This is a genomic window from Citrobacter sp. BIDMC107 (assembly GCF_001037575.1).
Classification (GTDB): Bacteria; Pseudomonadota; Gammaproteobacteria; order Enterobacterales; family Enterobacteriaceae; genus Citrobacter; species Citrobacter freundii.
The window spans coordinates 2166757-2190091 of the sequence record NZ_KQ089848.1; the positions used below are offsets into that span (position 1 = coordinate 2166757).

The window sequence follows — 23335 nt, forward strand, 5'->3', positions numbered from 1 at the left end:
TTCCTGACGTGCCGGCGGGGTTTAACCCCCTGCGCTTTCAGCGTGATTGACGAAAGTGTTATTGCCAGAAGCGTGCCAGGAATTAAAACAGGCATATTTAATTTTTAATTAATTGATTTTTATTATTTTAATTATTAACACCAATAATGGCGGTTGTCTCGACGGGTTAATTTTTTTATCTTTTATTCTCTTATTTATCTTTTTGGATAAACCATGAAAAAGCGACGGGTAGTGATTGGCGTACTGGGTACGGTGCTCGATAAGCGCGGCAAGCGGGCCAATCGGTTTAAGAAGTGGCGACCCACGGTTGGGCTATGCCAACAACCCGATTTCCCTGTCTACAGGCTGGAACTCCTCCACCAACCACGCGATGAGAGCATGGCGCAAAGGTTGATTGAAGACGTCGCGCTGCTTTCGCCGCACACCCAGGTTCGCCCGCATGCCGTCACCATTAACGATCCGTGGGACTTTGAAGAGGTCTACGCCGCGTTTCTCGACTTTGCCACGCATTATGAATTTGATACGGAAAACGAAGAGTATCTGGTGCACATCACCACCGGCACTCACGTGGCACAAATCTGCTGGTTTTTGCTGACAGAAGCGCGCTACCTGCCCGCCAGCCTGCTGCAAACCGGCCCCGCGCCACGCGGTTCATCAGATGAGGCCATCGCCGCTGGCGTCTGCTCGGTTATCGATCTCGATTTAAGCCGCTACGCCACGCTCACCAGTCGTTTTCAGCGCGAACAGCAGCAGTCGGTCTCTTTTCTGAAAGCCGGGATTGATACGCACAACGCCACCTTCAATAAACTGATCGATCGCATTGAGCGGGTCGCTCTGCGTTCGACCGACCCGATCCTGCTCACCGGCCCTACCGGCGCGGGTAAATCCTTCCTGGCGAAACGTATTTTTCAGCTACGCCAGTCGCGGCATCTGGTGGCGGGAAAACTGGTGGCGGTTAACTGCGCGACCTTGCGCGGCGATAATGCAATGTCCACGCTGTTCGGTCATGTGAAAGGGGCGTTTACCGGTGCGCTCACGGCGCGTAGCGGATTACTGCGAGAGGCCGATGGCGGCGTGCTGTTTCTCGATGAGATAGCCGAATTAGGGCTGGACGAGCAGGCCATGCTACTCAAAGCAATTGAAGAAAAAACCTTTTTCCCGTTTGGGTCAGACAAAGAAGTACGCAGCGATTTTCAGCTGATTGCCGGCACCCATCGCGACATGCGGCAATGGGTCGCTGAAGGCCGTTTTCGCGAGGATCTCTACGCGCGTATCAACATGTGGTGCTTCGCCCTGCCCGGTCTGGCGCAGCGGCGGGAAGATATCGCGCCGAACGTCGAGTATGAGCTGCAACGTTTCTCCAACAGCAAACAGACGCAAATCCGTTTCGATAAAGAAGCCCGCGCTTCCTATCTGGCATTTGCCTGCTCCCCACAGGCGCAATGGCGCGGCAACTTTCGCGAACTCAGTTCATCCATCGCGCGCATGGCGACGCTTGCCGAACAAGGTCGCATCACCTTATCCCTTGTCGAAGAAGAGATTGCGCTGCTAAAGGAGAGTTGGCAGATAGCAACTCCGCAGCCTGAACTGAATATGGACATTGACCTGTTCGATCGCCGCCAGTTAGAAACGGTACTGGAAGTGTGCCGCCGCTGCGCGTCGCTGTCGGAAGCCGGACGCGAACTGTTTGCCGTCTCACGGCAGAAAAAAGCCAATCCTAACGATGCAGACCGCCTGCGCAAATATCTCGCTCGTTTCGGGCTAAGCTGGGAAAGCGCTCGCAGCGATCAGATACAATGAAACAATATCTAGATCTAATATTACCCAATCTGAACTGTTACTGGTTTTCCTAACTTCACCAGCATCATGACCAGCGCATCAAGGGTAAATTTGTTGGTTTTCTGATTAACAACATCTGAAACACGGGGCCGGGAAATATTCAGTTTCACAGCAGCTTCCGCTTGTTTCAGATGGTTTTCATGAATCCATCCGGAAATTTCTTGCATCAACTGCTGCTTCAGGAGAATGAGTTGTTCTACCTCACATTCAGCATCATGCTTTAGGCTCTTCGCTTCCGCTTCTGCAAATCCCAGTTCGGCAAAAATATTGACATCCGGAGAGGTTACATGGCGAACCTTATTATCAACGGTATTGTTCATTTCTGATTCCTGTCTTCTTACAAAGCCGTTCGATATCTAACTTTAGCAATGTGGTTATCGTGCTCAGAAGTACGTTTTGTCTTTTTATTGAAGCAATGCAATACATAGACCGCGTTAGCATAGCGAGCAATGTAGATGATTCGGTATGCGCCAGATTCATACCTGAGCCTTACCTCCTCAACACCGCGACCTATCTCTGGCATCGGCTTCCAGTCAGCAGCTTCTAATCCCGCCTGTAAACGATGTGAAAACCAGCGGTTTTACGTATATCTTCAGGAAAGCTTCGTAAATCATCAAATGAACTGCCAATCCAGACAATGGGCTTTAAGGCTCGCCTTATTGAAAGCATAACACATCCTTGTATAAAATTTTATACAAACAATAAAATGTGTAACCCACACGTTTTCCTGTCATTACGCTAAATCAGAATAGAAATTCCGTCACTTCAACAAGCTATATTTTGCGAGGCTCTTTCAGGATTAGTTTTATTCTGCACGAATTACCGTACACTGAGGATATCGGCTAACAGAGGGCACCCGTATGGCACTCCCCCGCATTACCCAAAAAGAGATGACCGAGCGCGAACAGCGTGAACTGAAAACGCTGCTTGACCGCGCGCGCATTGCACATGGTCGCCTGCTGACCAACGCTGAAACAAACAGCATCAAGAAAGAGTACATCGATAAACTGATGGCCTTGCGCGAAGCAGAAGCTAAAAAAGCCCGCCAATTGAAGAAAAAGCAGGCTTATAAACCGGATTCAGAGGCGTCATTTTCCTGGTCGGCGAATACACCAACGCGCGGCAGACGTTAACGTCCTTTCTTCTTACGCCCCGGTGAGATAAAACGCTTGCCGTTTGCCGCCGGGCGCGATTTCTCTTTCTCCGCCGATTTTTCAATTTTCACTACCGGGCGCTTAATGCCTGCGGTTTTTGGCTTCGCTTTCGCCTTCGGTTTGGCCTCTGAGGACGAGTTCTCAATCAACTTGAACAGATCGATCAGTTCGTCATCCGTCAGGTCGCGCCATTCACCAAGCGGCAGGCCGGACAAGCCAACGTTCATGATACGCGTACGCTCAAGTTTGGTAACTTCATAGCCAAAGTGTTCGCACATACGACGGATCTGACGGTTCAGCCCCTGAATCAGCGTGATGCGAAACACAAACGGCGCTTCTTTCTTCACCTTACATTTCTTGGTGACGGTACCGAGGATTGGCACACCAGCCCCCATACCACGGATAAAGTCATCAGTGACCGGCTTATCTACCGTCACCAGATACTCTTTTTCGTGATCGTTACCGGCACGCAGGATTTTATTCACCAGGTCGCCGTGGTTGGTCAGAAAGATTAGCCCCTGGGAATCTTTATCCAGACGGCCAATGGGGAACACGCGCTTGCTGTGATTCACGAAATCAACAATGTTGTCGCGTTCGCTGTCTTCGGTGGTGCTGACAATTCCTACCGGCTTGTTCAGCGCGATAAAAACCAGATCTTCCGCTTCACGCGGCTCAATCAACCGACCATTCACTTTTACGACGTCGCCAGGCATCACCTGATCGCCGATGGTGGCGCGTTTACCATTCAGGAAGACATTCCCTTGTTCGATAAAGCGATCCGCCTCGCGACGCGAGCAGATTCCGCTTTCACTGATGTATTTATTTAATCGGATGGATGAGTCGGGCAGCATAATTTCTCCTGTATACACTTCATCCTTCAAGCCGTCTCTGCGTTGGCTGCCCTCACTTACCCTGGTCACATAGTTATCTATGCTCCCAGGAATTCGTTCCCTTGCCGCCTTGATACAACTTGAATACTTTTGTGTATTAAAAGCGAAATATACCCTACCTTGCGGACGATAAAAAATAATCGTGTTCGACTGCCCACGCGCTATTTGTGATCCGTCACACCTTTTGACACAAAAGTGTCAGCGATCCATCCCTGCAATTTTGTTGGGTGAAAACAAGCAGAATCAATACATTAGAGAGACAAGCACATATGTGCCGACAGCACGCCATCACCACATCAAATGTGCAACACAATCGGTCATTACAGGGCACTGAAATAAGTGAAAATAGCTTTGAGATGGAGAACAGTTGGGGTTATATCAGATCAAGAAGACAATTTCGTGATTTGCACAAATGTGCAGGAGTCCAAAAATGGCGACGGAAAACAGCGATGATATCCGCCTAATCGTAAAGATAGCGCAGCTGTATTACGAACAGGATATGACACAAGCGCAAATCGCCCGCGAGCTGGGTATTTACCGCACCACGATCAGCCGTTTGCTAAAACGTGGACGCGAGCAGGGTATCGTCACCATCGCCATTAATTACGACTACAACGAAAATCTGTGGCTGGAACAGCAGCTAAAACAGAAATTTGGCCTGAAAGAAGCGGTGGTGGTCTCCTGCGACAGTGAACAGGAAGACGAACAACTCACCATGATGGGTGTGCACGGTGCACAGTTGCTGGAACGCTTACTGGAACCTGGGGACATTATCGGGTTCTCATGGGGCCGCGCGGTGCGGGGACTGGTGGAAGGGTTATCCCCTGCCAGCCAGTCGCGCCAGCTGATCTGCGTGCCGATTATCGGCGGACCGTCCGGCAAGCTTGAAAGCCGTTACCACGTCAATACGTTGACCTACGGCGCTGCGGCAAAGCTTAAAGGGGAATCACACCTGGCAGATTTCCCGGCACTGCTGGAAAACCCGCTGATCCGTAACGGGATCATGCAGTCACGACATTTTAAATCGATTTCCGCTTATTGGGATAATCTGGACATCGCGCTGGTTGGGATTGGATCTCCGGCAATACGTGATGGCGCCAACTGGCACGCTTTTTACGGCAGTGAAGAGAGTGATGACCTGCATGCTCGCCAGGTCGCCGGAGACATTTGCTCGCGCTTTTACGATATCAACGGTGCAACCGTAGAAACCAATATGAGTGAAAAGACGCTCTCCATCGAAACCAATAAATTAAAACAGACGCGTTACTCCATTGGCATTGCAATGGGTGAAGAAAAATACAGTGGGATATTAGGCGCATTACGTGGGAATTATATTAACTGTTTAGTCACCAACAGCCATACCGCTGAATTATTGTTGAAGTAAATAAATTCTAATTGGTCCTGCCATAATTAATTTTATGTGGGATCCCCTTATCTGAAATCGGGAGTTAATTATGCAAACGTGGTTAAACTTGCAGGGCAAAGTCATTATTGTTACCGGTGGTGCATCCGGAATTGGGCTGGCGATTGTTGAAGAGTTATTAGCGCAGGGCGCTAATGTGCAAATGGCGGATATTCACGGTGGTGACGGTAAATATGAAGGCCACAATGGATATCATTTCTGGCCGACAGATATTTCCAGCGCCAAAGAAGTTAATCATACCGTTACCGAAATTATCCACCGCTATGGGCGTATCGATGGTTTGGTGAATAACGCAGGCGTTAATTTTCCGCGGCTGCTGGTCGATGAAAAAGCACCCGCCGGGCAATATGAACTCAACGAAGCCGCTTTTGAAAAAATGGTGAATATCAACCAAAAAGGTGTGTTCTTAATGTCGCAAGCAGCGGCACGCCAAATGGTAAAACAGCGTAACGGCGTGATTGTGAATGTCTCTTCAGAAAGCGGGCTGGAAGGTTCAGAGGGCCAAAGTTGCTATGCCGCCACCAAAGCCGCATTGAATAGCTTTACCCGTTCCTGGTCGAAAGAGTTGGGCAAACACGGCATTCGTGTGGTGGGCATTGCACCTGGCATTCTGGAAAAAACCGGACTGCGGACCCCCGAATATGAAGAAGCGCTGGCCTGGACTCGCAACATTACCGTCGAACAGCTGCGCGAGGGCTACACCAAGAACGCGATCCCAATTGGTCGCTCAGGGCGCTTAAGCGAAGTCGCTGATTTTGTTTGTTATCTTTTGTCTGAGCGCGCCAGTTACATAACCGGAGTAACCACTAACATTGCGGGCGGAAAAACCCGCGGCTAAGGAGGTTTTATGGTCAATGCAATCTTCTGTGCTCACGGCAAACTGGCCTGCGCCATGCTGGAATCGGTACAGATGGTCTACGGTGATGCCAACGTTGAAGCCGTGGCATTTGTCCCCGGAGAGAACGCCAGCGACATCGTGGAAAAGCTGAAAAAGTTAGTAAGTATTCACACTGTCGATGAATGGCTGATTGCCGTCGATTTGCAGTGTGGCAGTCCCTGGAATGCTGCCGCGACGCTGGCGTTGCACAATCCGGCGATACGGGTCATTAGCGGGTTATCACTGCCGTTGGCGCTGGAGCTGGTAGACAACCAAAGCAGTATGAATGTGGATGAACTGTGCGAACACCTGACGACCATTGCTCAACAAACCTGTGTCGTCTGGAAACATCTGGAAACGGCCGAAGAGGATTTCTGATGAACATTACCCTTGCTCGTATTGATGACCGCCTGATCCACGGTCAGGTCACCACCGTCTGGTCGAAGGTGGCAAATGCCCAACGGATTATTATCTGTAATGACGACGTTTATAACGATGAAGTACGTCGTACATTATTACGTCAGGCCGCCCCGCCGGGAATGAAAGTGAACGTTGTTAATATCGAAAAGGCGGTCGCAGTTTACCATAATCCGCAATACCAGAACGAAACCGTTTTTTATCTATTTACCCGCCCGCAGGATGCATTAGCAATGGTAAAACAAGGGGTAAAAATTACCACATTAAATATTGGCGGCATGGCCTGGCGACCAGGTAAAAAACAATTAACCAAAGCCGTTTCTTTAGATAACGACGATATTCATGCGTTTCGTGAGTTAGATAAACTGGGTGTCACGCTGGATTTACGCGTCGTCGCATCCGATCCATCTATTAATATTCTCGAAAAAATAGAAGAACAATCGTTCGCTGAATAAATAAAAATGCCTGTGTACTTATGCTTTAACAGGCAGGGATGATCACATTCACAAGGTGACATATTATGGAAATAAGTACCCTACAAATTATCGCCATATTTCTATTTTCCTGTATTGCAGGAATGGGCAGCGTGCTGGATGAGTTCCAGACCCACCGTCCGCTAATTGCTTGTACCGTTATCGGCCTGATCCTCGGTGATTTAAAAACCGGGATTATGCTCGGCGGCACGCTGGAGTTAATCGCTCTTGGCTGGATGAACGTCGGCGCAGCCCAGTCTCCCGATTCGGCGCTCGCCAGTATTATCTCCGCCATTCTGGTTATCGTCGGTCAGCAAAGCATTGCTACCGGTATCGCCATCGCCCTGCCGGTGGCGGCGGCAGGCCAGGTACTGACGGTATTCGCCCGTACTATCACCGTGGTGTTCCAGCACGCGGCGGATAAAGCCGCCGAAGACGCCCGCTTTCGTACCATCGACATGCTGCACGTTTCCGCTCTCGGTGTACAGGCGCTGCGCGTTGCCATTCCTGCATTAATCGTCTCGCTGTTTGTCAGCGCCGATATGGTCAGCAATATGCTCAACGCCATTCCGGAATTCGTCACCCGCGGATTGCAGATTGCCGGTGGCTTTATCGTGGTGGTCGGCTACGCCATGGTGCTGCGCATGATGGGGGTGAAATACCTGATGCCCTTCTTCTTCCTCGGGTTTATCGCTGGGGGTTATCTCGATTTGAGCCTGCTGGCTTTCGGTGGGGTTGGCGTGATTATCGCGCTGGTCTACATCCAGTTGAACCCACAGTGGCGTAAAGCCGAACCGCAGGCGCAACCCGCCTCTTCTCAAGCTATCGATCAGCTTGATGACTAATGGAGCCAGCCATGGAACAGAAAAAACTGACCAAATCCGACCTGTTTAGCATGTTCGTTCGCTCCAACCTGCAACAGGCGTCATTCAACTTTGAACGCATTCATGGGCTGGGCTTTTGCTACGACATGATCCCTGCCATCAAGCGCCTGTATCCGCTGAAAGAAGACCAGGTTGCAGCACTCAAACGGCACCTGGTGTTCTTCAATACCACACCTGCCGTTTGCGGCCCGGTGATTGGCGTGACAGCCGCGATGGAAGAAGCTCGCGCCAACGGTGCGGAAATTGACGACGGTGCCATCAACGGTATCAAAGTTGGGCTGATGGGTCCGCTGGCCGGCGTCGGCGATCCGCTGGTATGGGGAACGCTGCGCCCGATTACCGCCGCGCTCGGCGCATCGCTGGCGCTGTCCGGTAACATTCTCGGCCCACTATTGTTCTTCTTTATTTTCAATGCAGTACGTCTGGCAATGAAGTGGTACGGCTTACAGCTTGGCTTTCGTAAAGGGGTCAACATCGTCAGCGACATGGGCGGCAACCTGCTGCAGAAACTGACCGAAGGCGCATCGATTCTCGGCCTGTTTGTGATGGGAGTATTGGTCACCAAATGGACCAGCATCAACGTGCCGCTGGTGGTATCGCAAACGCCTGGCGCAGACGGCGCCACCGTCACCATGACCGTGCAGAACATTCTCGACCAACTCTGCCCCGGCCTGCTGGCGTTGGGTCTGACGCTGCTGATGGTGCGTCTGCTCAACAAGAAAATTAATCCGGTATGGCTAATCTTCGCCCTGTTTGCGCTGGGAATTATCGGTAACGCACTGGGCTTCCTGTCCTGATTTTTCGCTCCGGCAATGCCGGGGCAACTTCAACAAATAGTCCTCGAAAGAGGAAGAGGTGGTAACAATGCAAACAACAACAGCTTTACGTCTTTATGGTAAACGCGATCTGCGCCTGGAAACTTTCGACCTTCCTGAAATGCGGGATGACGAAATTCTGGCCTCAGTCGTAACCGACAGCCTGTGCCTTTCTTCCTGGAAAGAGGCTAACCAGGGCGAGAACCACAAAAAGGTGCCGGACGATGTGGCCACCAACCCGATCATCATCGGTCATGAGTTTTGCGGCGACATTATTGCCGTAGGCAAAAAATGGCAGCATAAGTTTCAGCCCGGCCAGCGCTATGTCATTCAGGCTAACCTGCAACTGCCGGATCGCCCGGACTGTCCCGGCTACTCCTTCCCGTGGGTGGGCGGTGAAGCCACGCACGTCATCATTCCTGATGAAGTCATGGAGCAGGACTGCCTGTTGGCCTACGAAGGTGAAACCTATTTTGAAGGTTCGCTGGTTGAGCCGCTATCCTGCGTGATTGGCGCATTCAACGCCAACTATCACCTGCAGGAAGGCTCTTATAACCATAAGATGGGCATTCGTCCGCAGGGACATACACTGATACTCGGCGGCACCGGTCCGATGGGACTACTGGCGATCGACTATGCACTGCATGGCCCGGTTAACCCGGCGCTGCTGGTGGTAACCGACACCAATAACGACAAGTTGAGCTACGCCCGCAAGCACTATCCATCAGAACCACAAACGTTGATCCATTATCTCCACGCCCAGGATGCGAGTTATGACACCTTGATGGCGCTGAGCGGCGGGCACGGGTTTGATGACATCTTTGTGTTTGTGCCCAACGAACAACTGGTTACGCTGGCCTCTTCCCTGCTGGCTGCCGATGGTTGCATGAACTTCTTTGCTGGTCCGCAGGATAAGCAGTTTAGCGCGCCGATTAACTTCTACGACGTACACTACGCCTTCACCCATTATGTTGGGACGTCTGGCGGCAATACCGACGACATGCGCGCGGCGGTAAAACTGATCGAAGAGAAGAAAGTCCAGGCGGCAAAAGTGGTGACGCACATTCTGGGGTTAAATGCGGCAGGTGAAACAACGCTGGAACTGCCAAAAATCGGCGGCGGGAAAAAACTGGTTTATACCGGCAAAGCCTTACCATTAACCGCGCTCACGCAGATTGATGATCCAGCCTTGCGCGATATCCTGGAGCGTCATCAGGGGGTCTGGTCGCAGGAAGCCGAACAGTACATATTGTCTCACGCCGAGGAAATTTAACATGATTAACCGCGACACCCAGTTGTGCATGTCGCTTGCCGGTCGCCCCGGCAACTTTGGCACTCGCTTTCACAACTATCTGTATGAAAAATTAGGGTTAAATTTTATCTACAAAGCCTTTACCACGCAGGATATTGAGGCCGCAGTGAAAGGCGTTCGCGCGCTGGGTATCCGCGGTTGCGCGGTATCAATGCCGTTTAAAGAGAGCTGCATGCCGTTTCTGGATGCCATCGATCCTTCCGCAAGCGTCATTGATTCCGTCAATACCATCGTCAATGACAACGGTACGCTGACAGGATTTAACACCGACTATATTGCGGTAAAAAGCCTGATTGCCAGCCACCAGCTCGATAGCAGAGCTCGCGTCATGATTCGCGGCAGCGGCGGCATGGGCAAAGCCGTCATCGCCGCGTTTCGCGATGCCGGTTTTCGCAATGTGATTATTGCCGCACGTAATCGCGAGAGCGGCCCGACGCTGGCAAAACAGTACGGTTTCCAGTGGCAGCCGCAGTCGGATGGAATTGCCTGCGATATTCTGGTCAACGTGACGCCCGTCGGCATGGCGGGTGGTAAAGAAAGCCATGAGCTGGCCTACAGCGAAGCGATGGTCGCTGCCGCCAGCGTAGTGTTTGACGTCGTCGCCCTGCCGCCAGAAACACCGGTGATTAAGCTGGCACAGCAGTTGGGTAAAAAGACCATCAGCGGTGCAGAGGTGATTGCCTTACAGGCTGTAGAGCAATTCGCCATGTACACCGGCATGCGCCCGGATGACGCGCTGATTGCCGAAGCCGCAGAATTTGCGCGGGCGGGGTAACGAAGCAGGAACAGAGCGCCAGGGATGGGCGCTCTGTTTATTTTAGGTACTATGCAACAGCAAACAATTGCTGGTCAGCTTTCGCTTCCAACTGCGCCAAAGCGGGAATCAACTGGCTGATGTTTACCAGACTGTGTCCTAACTGGCATACGCTCTCATAGGCAAAATGTTCCTGACCTTCACCTGACATAGTCAGCAGGCTCTCGCCCATAAAATTCAGCGTATGGTACAACCCTGCCAGCGCCTCTTCACAACCAAACGATAGCGCCAGATTTTCTTCGGTGGTGAGATGGCGACAATCAAGATGGCGGAACGCCTCGGCGAGTGGAAAATAAAGCAAGTCAGCTTGCGGTATGAGAGAAGAAGACGCAAAACAGGCGTTAGTGGTACTATTAGCATCAGCCATAGCATTACCTCGTATAATGTTGTGGTTAGAAGCTCGGTATGTGTTCGCGCACTGCCGGGCTTCGTTGTTTCTGTAAGACAATTGACTTACACTTGTCTTACGATCATCAATGTAAATCAGGTGTCAGACACATGTCAACGGTAGAATTCAAAAAGAAAGGTAACAAACAAATCGCGTTACGTGTCGAGCCGGAACTGGAAGCAGGGATCCAGAAAGCGCTTTCAATGGATGGTGACGCGTCAATATCCGCATGGATTAAGCGAATTATTAGGAAAGAACTGAAGCAGAAAGGGATTGAAGTATAGAAGTTGGTATTTCTGGCTTGTAAGAGTAGTGTGTCATCACACATCTCGTATAATCAAGGTGCCAACACACATGAACGAAAGAAGAGGCAATCCCCCGTTTCAATTCCGTCTGGATCCGGAACTGCGCAAAGCGATGGAAGAAGCACAGCGGCAGGATGGCGATGAATCGTTGGCAGCCTGGATTAAACGTGTGATTAGAAAAGAGCTGAAGCAGAAAGGGATCGAAGTCTAGCGATCAGAATTATGTATCGTTTTCTGAAGAACACCTCTACCGCTCGTTTAGTGAGAAAGGAAACCCGACGCTGAAAACCACGCTGGCAGTGATGAAGGCGCTCGGTATTGGATTGACGGTTAAGGTTTAAAGTTGGATATCAGCCAAATTTCACTTTCAGCTTTCCTGACATATTGCCCTCTTCCCCGACAACAATCTCTACATCACGGCCCAGTCTCACCAGGCATTCGAGCATCTTTGCTTCACTGATACCACGAAACTGACCACGTAGCAGGTTGGAAAGTTTAGGCTGCGTCATTCCCAGTAGCTGCGCAGCCTGCTGCTGCGTTAACCCTTTGCGTTGCAAAATCTCACCAATCACCATTGCCAGTTGCGCTTTCAACTGCATCTGTTCTGCGTCATACGCGCCTAAATCGGCGTAAACATTACCGCTACTAGCTTCCACTTCATGTGACATATCCACTCTCCTGCGCATGGCGCTGTGCAGCCTTGAGCCGCTGATAAATCAGGTCAATTTCAGGTTTCGGGGTTGCCTTCCCGGAAACGGATTTCTTCTGAAAAACATGGAGAACATAAACCGCATTTTTCAACTGGATGGTGTAAACCGCCCGCCAGGCGCTACCGTGGTAATCCTCAACGACCTCCAGAACCCCTGCTCCACCAAATCCTTTTAATGGTTTAGTCTGTGAATGCTGTTTACCCTGCTGCGCAAGCCAAAGAGCAAAACCAAACGTATCCCGAACGTGTTCTGGCATTGCAAGCAAGTCTTTTCTGGCCTGCCCAACCCAGTAAAGTGGTTTCGTCATCCTTTCTCCTTAATTATACCCATTTAGGTATAAAACGCCATTACCCACCAGAAGAATAAATCAACAATCGCCCTTTCAGTCGAAATAAAACGCCAGTCTGCGAGGCGCTTTCCAGAACCTCACTTCCAACATCGTGAGCCATATCAGTGAGGCGTTAGACTGATAGTGGTAGCATGACCGCGGTTTGTAATTTTCTGATTACATGGAGAAATGATGGAACTGCTTTTATTGAGTAACTCGACGCTGCCGGGCAAAGGCTGGATGGAACATGCGCTGCCGCTGATCGCAGAGCAACTGAATGGTCGCCGTACGGCGGTGTTTATTCCGTTCGCCGGCGTGACGCAAACCTGGGATGAGTACACGGCGAAAACGGCAGCCATCTTTGCGCCAATGGGCGTCAATGTTACGGGTATTCATACCGTTGCCGATCCAATTGCAGCCATTGAAAACGCCGAGCTGGTGATTGTCGGCGGCGGGAATACCTTCCAGTTGCTGAAAGAGAGTCGTGAGCGCGGGTTGCTGGCGCCGATCGTGGATGTCGTCAAACGCGGTGCGCTGTACATCGGCTGGAGCGCGGGTTCCAACCTTGCCTGCCAGACCATCCGCACCACCAACGACATGCCGATTGTCGATCCCAAAGGTTTTGATGCGCTGGGTCTGTTCCCGCTGCAGATTAACCCACATTTCACCAACGCGCTGCCGGAAGGCCACAAAGGCGAAACGCGTGAACAGCGTATCCGCGAACTGCTGGTTGTGGCACCGGAGCTGACGGTGATTGGCTTGCCGGAAGGTAACTGGATCAAAGTGAGTAACGGTAAGTCCGTGCTCGGCGGTCCGAACACCACGTATATCTTTAAAGCGGGTGAAGAGGCGGTTGCTGTTGAAGCAGGCCACTGCTTTTAGTTGATTGGTTGTCTGATGCCGGATGGCGGCATAAATGCCTTATCCGGCCTACCGCTTCACCTCACTCAATAATCATCCCGCTCATCGTCTTCATCCGGCTGTTCCAGCACGCTGTAGGCCACGGAGCAAAACAGCGAGTTCAGACGCTGCATATCACCCAACAGTGCCAGGTGCAAGGAGCTGGTCTCGATGCTTTGCACGTTCTGCTGATGCAGACGGTCAACGTGCGCGTGCGAATAACGACGGTTGAGAATACGGAAACGGTGCTTGCTGCGGCGTAGACGACGGGCACTGGTCACATCGCCCGAGAAGAACACCGACATCGCCAGCTGCAGATTGCTGAGCAGCTGATCGTAAAGTGCATCCAGCTCTTTCAGCCCTTCTACCGAGAATGCCCGACGGGCGGCCAGCGACTTATCGGCAATCTCGCTGCCCATACGTTCAACGATATCGGAAGCCTGTTCGAGGTTGAGCGACATTTCGATAATCTCCGCCCAACGGCGTGATTCCTCTTCCGCCAGTTCATCCTTTGGCATCCGCGCCAGATAGAGCTTAATCGCCGTGTACAGCACGTTGATGTCATCCGCCATCCTGCGCAACTCTTTCTCTTCGCGCGGCTCGCCGTGCATCACCTTCTTCAACCCGTCCATCATCTGCTCCATTGCGTCGCCAATACGCAGCGCTTCGCGGGCGGCATTAGCCAGAGCGAGCGTCGGCGTATCCAGCGCACTGACGTCCAGATGTTTGGGCTTCAGATGTGCATCCAGCTCCGGCTCATCGCGGATGATGCGCTTACAAAAACGCGCCATCGGTTCGGCGAACGGCACCATCGCCACGCAGCGAACCAGGTTGTAGAAGACGTGGAAGTAGATAACCAGTTCAGATTTCGGCAGCGGCAGTTCATCCATCAGATTGGCCAGCGGATGAACAAACGGCAGGATAATCAGGCTGCCCACCAGCTTAAACAGCAGGCTGCCGAGCGCCACACGACGAGCAGCAGCATTCGCAGCACTGTTGTTGAGCATCGCCAACAGACCAGAGCCGAGGTTGGCGCCAATCACCAGACACAACGCTACCGGGAACGAGATAATGCCCGCCGCGGTCAGCGTTGCCGTCAACAGTACCGCCGCCAGGCTGGAGTAACTGATAATCGCAAACATGGCGCCAATCAGCGCATCCAGCATGATATCGCCGGTAAGTGAGGCGAAAATAACCTGTACGCCATTAGCCTGAGTGATCGGCGTTACTGCCTGCACAATCAGCTCCAGCGCCAGTAAAATCAGCCCCAGTCCAATACCGACCCGCCCCAGTTGCCCCACACGGGACTGCTTACGGCCGAGAAAGAAGATCACGCCGATAAAAATCAGCAGTGGCGACAGCCAGGAGAGATCGAAGGTCAGGATACGCGCCATCAGCGCGGTCCCCACGTCGGCACCGAGCACAATCACCAGCGCCGGGGTGAGCGCCACGAGATCTTGTGCAACAAACGAGGTCACCAGCATGGTGGTGGCGTTGCTGCTTTGCACCAGCGCCGTCACGCCGATACCCGCACAAAAGGCGAGCGGCTTCTTTTCAACGCTACGGCTGAGCACGGTACGCAAGCGGGCGCCGAAGACGCGCATCACGCCGGTACGCACAATATGCGTACCCCAAACCAGCATCGCGACGGCAGAAAGCAGGTGTAACAGAGTTAACACGGAATCAGGTACTCCTTATCGTTATATGTTCCTGGGCTCGGCGCAGATAGCGTGCCTGATGGCGCTGCGCTTATCAGGCCTACAGAATGTCCCTCGTAGGCCGGATAAGGCGTTTACGCCGCCATCCGGCAAACAGCGCTCGCGAACCTTCTTTCAGTATAAGGGTTTAAACGTAATAAAGAGACAGGGCACTCATTGAGCGCCCTGTTTGTTGTAAAGAAAGATGACAGTTTGTGAATCAGTCGGCGTCGTAGCCGAGGTTCGGCGCTAACCAGCGCTCCACTTCTGCCACGCTCATCCCTTTACGAAAGGCATAATCTTCAACCTGATCGCGCTGGATTTGCGCCACAGCGTAGTACTTGCTGTCCGGATGACTGAAATACCAGCCGGAAACCGACGCACCTGGCCACATGGCGAAGGATTCGGTGAGCTTCATCCCGGTATGCGCCTCCACGTCCAGCAGTTCCCAAATGGTGGCTTTTTCGGTGTGTTCCGGACACGCCGGATAGCCCGGTGCCGGGCGAATCCCCTGGTAGTTTTCGCGGATCAGCTCCTCGTTACTGAGATTCTCATTCGCCGCATAGCCCCAGTAGACTTTACGTACGCGCTCATGCAGATATTCTGCGAACGCTTCCGCCAGACGGTCAGCGATCGCTTTCACCATGATCTTGTTGTAGTCGTCATGCTGGGCTTCGAAAGCATCTGCCAGCGCGTCTTCTTCCAGACCACCAGTGACCGCAAAAGCACCGATATAATCCGCTTTACCGCTCAGTTTCGGCGCAACAAAGTCAGACAAGCAGTAGTTGGCGAAACCGACTTTTTCCGTCTGCTGGCGCAGGTGATGACTCACGTTGATGACGTGCGTACGCGTCTCGTCACGGTAAATCTCGATGTCGTCACCCACGCGGTTGGCCGGGAATAAACCCACCACGCCACGCGGATTCAGCGTCTTCTCAGCGCTGAGTTTATCCAGCATGTCGTTGGCATCTTTGAACAGGCGCTTCGCCTCTTCGCCCACTACTTCATCTTCGAGGATTCGCGGATATTTCCCGGCCAACGACCAGGTCATAAAGAACGGCGTCCAGTCGATGTAGTTGCGCAGGGTTTCGATGCTGGCTTCCACTTCCTGTACGCCCAGACGGTGCGCCACCGGCGGGGTGTAGTTTTCCCAGTCAAAGGCCAGATCGTTGTCGCGGGCAGCCTGTAACGTTACGGGCGGAGTACGCGGTTTCTTACGCGCATGCTGGATACGCACGGTTTCATACTCTTTACGCGTACGGGCGACAAAGTCATCACGCTGGGTGTCAGAGAGCAGCGCAGCGACGACGCCAACGGTACGCGAGGCGTTCTGCACGTACACCGTCGGGCCGCTGTAGTTCTGCTCAATTTTCACTGCGGTGTGCGCTTTCGAGGTGGTCGCGCCGCCAATCAGCAGCGGAATAGTGAAGCCCTGACGCTCCATCTCTTTCGCCACGTTGACCATTTCGTCCAGCGATGGGGTAATCAGCCCGGAAAGGCCAATCAGATCGGCATTCACTTCACGCGCCGTTCTGAGGATTTTCTCCGCGGGCACCATCACGCCAAGATCGACGATTTCGTAATTGTTACATTGCAGCACCACGCCGACGATATTTTTACCGATATCGTGCACATCGCCCTTCACGGTTGCGATGACCATTTTGCCGTTGCTGGAACCTTTCTCTTTGCTGGCCTCAATGTACGGTTCAAGGTATGCCACCGCCTGCTTCATCACGCGAGCGGATTTCACCACCTGCGGCAGGAACATTTTGCCCTCACCGAACAGGTCGCCAACCACGTTCATGCCGTCCATCAGCGGCCCTTCAATAACCTCGATCGGGCGCGCGGCCTGCTGGCGAGCTTCTTCGGTATCCAGCTCAATAAACTCGGTTATGCCTTTCACCAGCGAGTATTCGAGGCGCTTTTTCACGTCCCAACTGCGCCACTCCGCCATCTGGGCATTCGCCGTGTCGTCGGTTTTACTGCCGCGATACTTCTCAGCAAGCTCCAGCAGTCGTTCGGTGCCATCGTCACGGCGGTTGAGGATCACATCTTCAACCGCATCGCGCAGCTCGGTGGGCAGGTCGTCGTAAATTGCCAGTTGTCCGGCGTTGACGATCCCCATGTCCATGCCGTTGCGAATGGCGTAGTAGAGGAATACCGCGTGAATGGCTTCACGTACTGGGTCGTTGCCACGGAACGAGAATGAAACGTTAGAAACGCCGCCGGAGATCAGCGCATGCGGCAGTTCGCGTTTGATGTCTTCACAGGCCCCGATAAAGTCCTGCGCGTAGTTGTTGTGTTCATCAATCCCGGTCGCCACCGCAAAGATGTTCGGGTCAAAGATAATATCTTCCGGCGGGAAGCCCACCTCTTTGGTAAGAATCTTGTACGCCCGACGGCAGATCTCAATTTTGCGCGCGCGGGTGTCGGCCTGGCCCTGCTCGTCAAAGGCCATCACCACCACTGCAGCACCGTAGCGACGCAGCAGCTTCGCGTGATGGATAAAGGTCTCAACCCCCTCTTTCATCGAGATGGAGTTAACGATGCCTTTACCCTGAATGCACTTCAACCCTTTTTCGATTACTTCCCATTTCGAGGAGTCGATCATAATCGGCACGCGGGCGATATCCGGTTCACCGGCAATCAGGTTGAGGAAACGAACCATCGCCGCTTCGGCGTCGAGCATCCCCTCATCCATGTTGATATCGATGATCTGCGCGCCGCTTTCTACCTGCTGGCGGGCGACGTCCAGCGCCTCGCTGTATTTCTCTTCTTTGATCAGGCGCTTAAACTTCGCCGAACCGGTAACGTTGGTACGCTCGCCGACGTTCACAAACAGGCTGTCGTCGCCGATGTTCAGCGGCTCAAGGCCAGACAGACGGCAGGCAACCGGGATTTTCGGCAAGCGGCGTGGCGGCAGTCCGTCCACCGCGCGGCTCATGGCAGCGATGTGTTCCGGCGTGGTGCCACAGCAGCCGCCAACAATATTCAGGAAGCCCGCCTCGGCCCATTCGCGGATTTGCGCCGCCATGGTGTCGGCATCGAGATCGTACTCACCAAAGGCGTTCGGCAGCCCGGCGTTCGGGTGTGCGGTAACGTAGCATTCGGCAATACGCGACAGTTCCTGCACGTACTGGCGCAGCTCGTCCGGACCTAAGGCACAGTTCAGACCAAAAGTCAGCGCATCGGCGTGGCGCAGGGAGTTGTAGAATGCTTCAGTGGTCTGGCCGGAGAGCGTACGCCCGGAAGCGTCGGTGATGGTGCCGGAGAGCATAATTGGCAGCTCAACGCCCAGCGCTTCGAATTCAGTTTTAACCGCGAAAATAGCGGCTTTGGCGTTGAGGGTATCGAAAACGGTTTCAATCAGGATTAGGTCGCTACCGCCTTCCACCAGCGCTTTGGTGGATTCGCGGTAGGCGGCCACCAGCTGATCAAAGGTAATATTACGATAAGCCGGGTCGTTGACGTCGGGCGAGATAGACGCCGTACGGTTGGTTGGGCCAAGCACGCCCGCGACGTAGCGCGGTTTGTCTGGCGTGCGCGCCGTCCATTCGTCTGCCGCCGCGCGCGCCAGTTTGGCTGCCGCAAAGTTGATTTCCGCCGACAGGGATTCCATCTGGTAATCCGCCATGGCGATAGTCGTGGAGTTAAAGGTGTTGGTTTCGATGATGTCCGCGCCCGCCTCGAAGTAGGCGTTGTGAATCGCGGCGATCACCTCCGGTTTGCTGAGCACCAACAGGTCGTTGTTGCCTTTCAGATCGCACGGCCATTCGGCAAAGCGTTCGCCGCGGAAATCCTCTTCGCTCAGACGATATCCCTGGATCATGGTGCCCATACCGCCGTCCAGCACCAGAATACGTTCATTTAACTGCTGACGTAATTGTTCTACTTTGCTGCTCACACTCGCTCCCGACAACGCTCAACCAGACCGAAAAAAACTCAACAGGCCATACTGGCACAAACCTGAAAGGCGGAAAAGAGAACAACGGCCAACATGAGACATGTTCAGCTTCACTCATCCGATCAGTACAGGAATTCTTGCATTATAATTGAATAAAACGAAAATGATTTCCACGATACAGAAAAGGAGTCTGCCATGGTTGCCCCCGTTCCCGCGAAACGCGGTAGAAAACCCGCCGCTACTACTGCGCCCGCAACCGGGCAGGTTCAGTCCCTGACACGCGGCCTGAAGCTACTGGAGTGGATTGCGGAATCCAACGGCAGCGTGGCGCTGACCGAGCTGGCGCAGCAGGCCGGCCTGCCAAACTCCACGACTCACCGATTATTGACCACCATGCAGCAGCAGGGATTTGTTCGTCAGGTCGGTGAATTAGGGCACTGGGCCGTGGGTGCACATGCGTTTATCGTCGGCAGCAGCTTTTTGCAAAGCCGTAATCTGCTGGCGATTGTGCATCCGATCCTGCGCAAGCTGATGGAAGACTCCGGTGAGACGGTAAACCTCGCCGTGCTGGATCAAAGCGATCATCAGGCCATTATTATCGACCAGGTGCAGTGCACCCAACTGATGCGCATGTCCGCGCCTATCGGCGGCAAACTGCCGATGCATGCTTCCGGCGCGGGCAAAGCGTTTTTATCCCAACTGAGCGAAGAACAGGTGACAGGGTTGCTGCACCGCAAAGGACTACACGCTTATACCCACGCCACGCTGGTGTCGCCAGTGCATCTGAAAGAGGATTTGGCTCAGACGCGCAAGCGCGGCTATTCCTTTGATGATGAGGAACATGCGCTGGGTCTGCGCTGCGTGGCGTCGTGCATTTATGACGAGCACCGCGAGCCGTTCGCCGCGATTTCCATCTCCGGACCCATTTCGCGCATTACCGACGATCGCGTGACCGAGTTCGGCGCCATGGCGATCAAAGCGGCGAAAGAAGTGACGCTGGCGTACGGCGGATTTCGCTAAGATGGGGTTGCCGGGTGGCGGTTACGCCTTACCCGGCCTACGGTCGGTTTCATAACGCACGCTGAAACGCTGTTTGCGTCGGTAGGCGTAAACATCTTCCACATGCCCGTTTTTAATCCGCGTTTGCAGACCACGCCAGTAGTCGGCGCTGAACAAGTCAGCGTGCATCTCTTCAAATAGCGGCCCGATACGCGGGTCGGCACATAGCCAGTGGCGAAACTCTTCCGGGAAGACATCTCCAGGCGATACGCTGTACCACGGCTCAGCGCTCATCTCATCTTCCGGGTAGCGTGGCGGCGGGATATGACGGAAATTAACCTCCGTCATGTAGCAGATTTCATCGTAATCGTAGAACACCACGCGCCCGTGACGGGTGACGCCGAAGTTCTTAAACAGCATATCGCCGGGGAAAATATTGGCGGCGGCCAGCTGACGAATCGCGTTGCCGTACTCTTCAATGGCATCGCGCAGTTGTTGACCTTCGACCTGCTCCAGCCAGATATTCAGCGGCACCATCCGTCGTTCGATATACAGATGGCGAATGACAATCTGATCGCCAAGATCGGTAATTTTTTCCGGGGCTTCCTGCAATAACAGCGCCATCAGCGCCGGATCAATTTGCCGTTTATCCAGCACAAAATTCTCGAACTCCTGGGTGTCAGCCATCCGCCCCACACGATCGTGCTCTTTGACCAGTTGATAACAGGCGCGGACGTGGGCGGCAGACATCTCTTTTTGCGGCGCAAATTTGTCTTTAATGATTTTAAACACCCGGTCAAAGCCCGGCAGGGTAAACACCAGCATCACCATACCGCGGATCCCCGGCGCTTCAATAAACTGCTCATCACAGTTGGCCAAGTAGAGCAGATACTCCCGATAACTTTCCGTTTTTGCATGCTTCTGACAGCCAATCGCCATATACAATTCAGCGGTGGTTTTACCGGGCAGGATCTCGCGCAACCACTCCACCAGTGCCGCGGGCAGCGGGGCATACACCATAAAGTAGGAGCGGGCGAAGCCAAACACAATGCTCGCCTCCGCCGTCGTGGTCAGGCAGGTATCGACAAACAACTCACCTTCGTCTGTCCGGTGGATTGGCAGTAAAAACGGCAGCGTCCCGGAAGGGGTAATCAGCTTCCCGACCAGCCAGGCGGCCTTGTTACGATAAAACAGTTCATTCGCCACCTGTAAATGGCAGCCTGCCAACACATCCGCTCCCAAGGTTTCGGTCAGGTGCTCGATGATGTAGTGGATATCACGATGTTTATTCTGCCATGGAAGACGTAGAGGAAGATCGCTAAGGACGCGAGTTAGCAGCCACTCCCAGCCGGTATCAGGAAAAAAGTCTTTCGCCAACGGGCGTGGGATCGTGCGGAAACGACGCTCTGGCTGAGAACTGAAAATAAACAGCCGCTCGGGAGTCAGCGAGCGGTGGTCAAATAACCGACAGTAAACGGAGTTAAAAAAGCTCTCCGCAATCTCGAAGCGCGGGTAATCCGGCAGTAGCCGGGTGTAATGCTCTTTCACGCGAAGTAAAAAATCCGCGTCGGTACTTTTGCCGTCTGTAATGCAGCGCAACTGCTCCACCACCAGACCTACGTGATGATCGTAAAGGTGAATACGGCTTTTCATCGCCTGCTGAACCGCATGCCAGTCGGCATGTTCAAAACGCTGCTGCGCGCCGGAGGTGACTTCCAGAAAACGCCCGTACTGGGCGTCGAAACCTTGCAAAATCGTCTGAGCAATCAGTAATTCCAGGCCACGCGTCATCGACTTCTCCCATCCGGCACAACGTCAGGCCGGATGGCGCGTTCGCTTATCCGGCCTACATCCCTTCGTAGGCCCGGTAAGCACAGCGCCACCGGGCATTAATCAAAACTGCGATTCTTCGGTCGAGCCGGTCAGCGCGGTCACCGAGGAAGCGCCGCCCTGAATGATAGTAGTTACTTTGTCGAAGTAGCCTGTACCCACTTCCTGCTGATGGGACACGAAGGTGTAACCGTCTTTAGCCGCCGCAAATTCTGGCTGCTGAACCTTCTCAACATAGTGGCGCATGCCTTCACCCTGCGCATAGGAGTGTGCGAGGTCGAACATGTTGAACCACATGCTGTGGATGCCCGCCAGGGTAATGAACTGGTATTTGTAACCCATATCCGACAGTTGCTGCTGGAAGCTGGCAATAGTTTTGTCGTCCAGGTTTTTCTGCCAGTTAAATGACGGCGAACAGTTGTAGGCCAGCAGTTTGCCGGGGAATTTCGCGTGAATCGCATCGGCAAAGCGCTTCGCCAGTTCGAGATCCGGCGTGGAGGTTTCACACCACACCAGATCCGCATAAGGTGCATAGGCCAGACCACGGCTGATCGCCTGCTCAATACCCGCATGCGTACGGTAGAACCCTTCGCTGGTACGTTCGCCGGTGATGAACTCGCTGTCGTATGGGTCGCAGTCAGACGTTATCAGATCGGCTGCGTCAGCATCAGTACGCGCAATAACCAGCGTCGGAACACCCATGACGTCGGCTGCCAGACGGGCGGCCACCAGTTTCTGGATAGCTTCCTGAGTCGGCACCAGAACTTTGCCGCCCATGTGACCACATTTTTTTACCGATGCGAGCTGATCTTCGAAGTGAACGGCCGCTGCACCAGCCTCAATCATCGATTTCATCAGTTCAAACGCGTTCAGTACGCCGCCAAAACCCGCTTCCGCATCGGCAACGATCGGCAGGAAGTAATCCACATAGCGCGGATCGTTCGGTTCAATACCGGTTGACCATTGGATCTGATCGGCGCGACGGAATGTGTTGTTGATCCGATCCACCACTGCCGGGACGGAGTTCGCCGGATACAGCGATTGGTCCGGGTACATGCTGGATGCCAGGTTGGCATCTGCCGCCACCTGCCAGCCTGAAAGGTAGACCGCTTCAATACCGGCTTTCGCCTGCTGCAGCGCCTGACCGCCAGTCAGCGCGCCGAGGCTGTTGATATAACCTTTCTTCGATTCGCCGTGCAGCAGACGCCACATTTTCGCCGCGCCAAGCTGAGCCAGCGTGCATTCCAGGTTGACCGAGCCACGTAATTTCACCACTTCCTCCGCGCTATATGGACGGGTGATGCCTTCCCAGCGCGGTTGAGTCCATTCTTTCTGTAATTCTTCGATTTGTTGAGTACGGGTTTTCATGTGCAGAT

At 53.3% G+C, this 23335-nt stretch carries 23 protein-coding genes and 2 pseudogenes; 15 read left to right on the forward strand and 10 right to left on the reverse strand.

All coding sequences use genetic code 11. The features are described 5' to 3' along the window. Positions 1–213 precede the first annotated feature (213 nt). Positions 214–1800 (forward strand): RNA repair transcriptional activator RtcR, encoded by a 1587-nt coding sequence (gene rtcR, locus SK39_RS10015; protein ID WP_048216969.1) that lies wholly within the window; start codon positions 214–216, stop codon positions 1798–1800. Positions 1801–1820: 20 nt separating this feature from the next. Here rtcR and SK39_RS10020 read toward each other — a convergent pair whose 3' ends face one another. Next, entirely contained in the window at positions 1821–2159 is a 339-nt protein-coding gene (locus tag SK39_RS10020) for a helix-turn-helix domain-containing protein (RefSeq protein WP_003841397.1), read from the reverse strand. A gap of 17 nt (positions 2160–2176) precedes the next feature. Continuing rightward, positions 2177–2508: pseudogene (locus SK39_RS25720) on the reverse strand (type II toxin-antitoxin system RelE/ParE family toxin). Between the two features lie 191 nt (positions 2509–2699). On the opposite strand from SK39_RS25720, the gene SK39_RS10025 reads away from it, so the two are divergent. Then, positions 2700–2972 (forward strand): YjbD family protein, encoded by a 273-nt coding sequence (locus tag SK39_RS10025; protein WP_003031655.1) that lies wholly within the window; start codon positions 2700–2702, stop codon positions 2970–2972. On the opposite strand, the gene rluF is transcribed toward SK39_RS10025, so the two are convergent. Then, positions 2969–3844 carry a 23S rRNA pseudouridine(2604) synthase RluF gene (rluF, locus tag SK39_RS10030; RefSeq protein WP_003841400.1) on the reverse strand — a complete coding sequence of 292 codons (876 nt, stop codon included), beginning with the start codon at positions 3842–3844 and terminating at the stop codon, positions 2969–2971. The genes SK39_RS10025 and rluF overlap by 4 nt on opposite strands. A 469-nt stretch (positions 3845–4313) precedes the next feature. Here rluF and SK39_RS10035 point away from each other — a divergent pair, with 469 nt between their 5' ends. The 8 genes from SK39_RS10035 (at position 4314) to SK39_RS10070 (ending at position 10859) form a co-directional block, all read left to right on the forward strand. Then, complete coding sequence (locus SK39_RS10035) at positions 4314–5267, forward strand: sugar-binding transcriptional regulator (protein ID WP_003844696.1); 954 nt, start codon at positions 4314–4316, stop codon at positions 5265–5267. 70 nt (positions 5268–5337) lie between these two features. Beyond that, positions 5338–6144 carry an SDR family oxidoreductase gene (locus SK39_RS10040; RefSeq protein ID WP_003031649.1) on the forward strand — a complete coding sequence of 269 codons (807 nt, stop codon included), beginning with the start codon at positions 5338–5340 and terminating at the stop codon, positions 6142–6144. A 9-nt stretch (positions 6145–6153) separates the two neighbouring features. Beyond that, positions 6154–6561, forward strand: coding sequence for a mannose/fructose/sorbose PTS transporter subunit IIA (locus SK39_RS10045; RefSeq protein ID WP_048216970.1), 408 nt, complete (start codon positions 6154–6156; stop codon positions 6559–6561). Further along, positions 6561–7055, forward strand: a complete 495-nt coding sequence (locus SK39_RS10050) for a PTS sugar transporter subunit IIB (protein ID WP_003031646.1) — start codon at positions 6561–6563, stop codon at positions 7053–7055. Before SK39_RS10045 ends, SK39_RS10050 begins: the two co-directional genes overlap by 1 nt. Before the next feature lie 65 nt (positions 7056–7120). Then, positions 7121–7918, forward strand: a complete 798-nt coding sequence (locus tag SK39_RS10055; RefSeq protein ID WP_003841402.1) for a PTS mannose/fructose/sorbose transporter subunit IIC — start codon at positions 7121–7123, stop codon at positions 7916–7918. An 11-nt stretch (positions 7919–7929) separates the two neighbouring features. Next, complete coding sequence (locus tag SK39_RS10060; RefSeq protein ID WP_048216971.1) at positions 7930–8754, forward strand: PTS system mannose/fructose/sorbose family transporter subunit IID; 825 nt, start codon at positions 7930–7932, stop codon at positions 8752–8754. Positions 8755–8821: 67 nt separating this feature from the next. Continuing rightward, on the forward strand, positions 8822–10045 hold the full coding sequence (gene sorE, locus SK39_RS10065; RefSeq protein WP_003031639.1) for an L-sorbose 1-phosphate reductase: 1224 nt from the start codon (positions 8822–8824) through the stop codon (positions 10043–10045). A 1-nt stretch (position 10046) separates the two neighbouring features. Continuing rightward, positions 10047–10859: a shikimate 5-dehydrogenase gene (locus SK39_RS10070; protein ID WP_048216972.1), complete on the forward strand. Its 813-nt coding sequence runs from the start codon at positions 10047–10049 to the stop codon at positions 10857–10859. Positions 10860–10908: 49 nt separating this feature from the next. Here SK39_RS10070 and SK39_RS10075 read toward each other — a convergent pair whose 3' ends face one another. Next, positions 10909–11265 carry a hypothetical protein gene (locus SK39_RS10075; RefSeq protein WP_032938220.1) on the reverse strand — a complete coding sequence of 119 codons (357 nt, stop codon included), beginning with the start codon at positions 11263–11265 and terminating at the stop codon, positions 10909–10911. Between the two features lie 131 nt (positions 11266–11396). Between SK39_RS10075 and SK39_RS27390 the strand changes: the two genes are divergently transcribed. From SK39_RS27390 to SK39_RS27825, 3 genes and pseudogenes are all read left to right on the forward strand, one after another. Next, on the forward strand, positions 11397–11570 hold the full coding sequence (locus tag SK39_RS27390) for a hypothetical protein (RefSeq protein WP_032938222.1): 174 nt from the start codon (positions 11397–11399) through the stop codon (positions 11568–11570). 70 nt (positions 11571–11640) lie between these two features. Continuing rightward, positions 11641–11802, forward strand: coding sequence for a phage protein (locus SK39_RS27105; protein WP_003841416.1), 162 nt, complete (start codon positions 11641–11643; stop codon positions 11800–11802). A gap of 22 nt (positions 11803–11824) precedes the next feature. Further along, positions 11825–11932, forward strand: a pseudogene (locus tag SK39_RS27825) (helix-turn-helix domain-containing transcriptional regulator); the annotation flags it as partial. Positions 11933–11941: 9 nt separating this feature from the next. Here SK39_RS27825 and SK39_RS10090 read toward each other — a convergent pair. Continuing rightward, complete coding sequence (locus tag SK39_RS10090; RefSeq protein WP_032938223.1) at positions 11942–12259, reverse strand: helix-turn-helix domain-containing protein; 318 nt, start codon at positions 12257–12259, stop codon at positions 11942–11944. After that, positions 12249–12608, reverse strand: a complete 360-nt coding sequence (locus SK39_RS10095) for a type II toxin-antitoxin system RelE/ParE family toxin (protein WP_048216973.1) — start codon at positions 12606–12608, stop codon at positions 12249–12251. The genes SK39_RS10090 and SK39_RS10095 overlap by 11 nt, the downstream gene beginning before the upstream one ends. Positions 12609–12821: 213 nt before the next feature. Here SK39_RS10095 and pepE point away from each other — a divergent pair, with 213 nt between their 5' ends. Further along, positions 12822–13511: a dipeptidase PepE gene (gene pepE / locus SK39_RS10100; protein ID WP_003841421.1), complete on the forward strand. Its 690-nt coding sequence runs from the start codon at positions 12822–12824 to the stop codon at positions 13509–13511. Between the two features lie 65 nt (positions 13512–13576). Here the strand turns inward: pepE and SK39_RS10105 are convergent, their stop codons facing one another. Together SK39_RS10105 and metH are read right to left on the reverse strand one after the other, a co-directional pair. Further along, the gene (locus SK39_RS10105) at positions 13577–15208 is read right to left on the reverse strand and encodes a Na/Pi cotransporter family protein (RefSeq protein WP_003031618.1); all 1632 of its coding nucleotides are present in this window, start codon (positions 15206–15208) and stop codon (positions 13577–13579) included. Positions 15209–15446: 238 nt separating this feature from the next. After that, on the reverse strand, positions 15447–19130 hold the full coding sequence (gene metH, locus SK39_RS10110; RefSeq protein WP_032938232.1) for a methionine synthase: 3684 nt from the start codon (positions 19128–19130) through the stop codon (positions 15447–15449). A 195-nt stretch (positions 19131–19325) separates the two neighbouring features. Here metH and iclR point away from each other — a divergent pair, with 195 nt between their 5' ends. After that, the gene (gene iclR, locus SK39_RS10115; protein ID WP_003844677.1) at positions 19326–20150 is read left to right on the forward strand and encodes a glyoxylate bypass operon transcriptional repressor IclR; all 825 of its coding nucleotides are present in this window, start codon (positions 19326–19328) and stop codon (positions 20148–20150) included. A 21-nt stretch (positions 20151–20171) separates the two neighbouring features. Here iclR and aceK read toward each other — a convergent pair whose 3' ends face one another. Beyond that, positions 20172–21920: a bifunctional isocitrate dehydrogenase kinase/phosphatase gene (aceK, locus tag SK39_RS10120; protein ID WP_032938236.1), complete on the reverse strand. Its 1749-nt coding sequence runs from the start codon at positions 21918–21920 to the stop codon at positions 20172–20174. Positions 21921–22022: 102 nt separating this feature from the next. Next, positions 22023–23327, reverse strand: coding sequence for an isocitrate lyase (aceA, locus tag SK39_RS10125; protein WP_048216974.1), 1305 nt, complete (start codon positions 23325–23327; stop codon positions 22023–22025). Positions 23328–23335: the final 8 nt, after the last annotated feature.